1 protein-coding gene is annotated in these 239 nt (G+C 50.6%); it reads left to right on the top strand.

The window, feature by feature from the left end; genetic code table 11:
• Nucleotides 1–239: ABC transporter permease (locus tag GN208_RS18015; RefSeq protein WP_243828532.1), on the top strand; the 239-nt coding region annotated here is incomplete at both ends.

Here is a 239-nt window from a genome sequence, read left to right as displayed (position 1 = left end):
CATTGTGTGGAGTATCTGCCGCGCGGTGATTCAGCTCATTATTGTCGGCTATGTGCTGAAGTATATTTTCAACGTCAACCACGCGGTGCTGACGCTGCTGATGGTGTTGTTTATCTGTTTCAATGCGGCGTGGAACGCGCAAAAGCGCAGTAAATACATCGATAAGGCGTTTGTCTCGTCGTTTATCGCCATTACCACCGGAACCGCATTAACGCTGGCGGTACTGGTGCTTTCCGGCT

The sequence above is a fragment of the Morganella sp. HSTU-ASny43 genome (assembly GCF_022819185.1).
In the GTDB taxonomy this organism is placed as follows: Bacteria; Pseudomonadota; Gammaproteobacteria; order Enterobacterales; family Enterobacteriaceae; genus Morganella; species Morganella morganii.
This window is presented reverse-complemented; position numbering and strand designations above follow the sequence as displayed.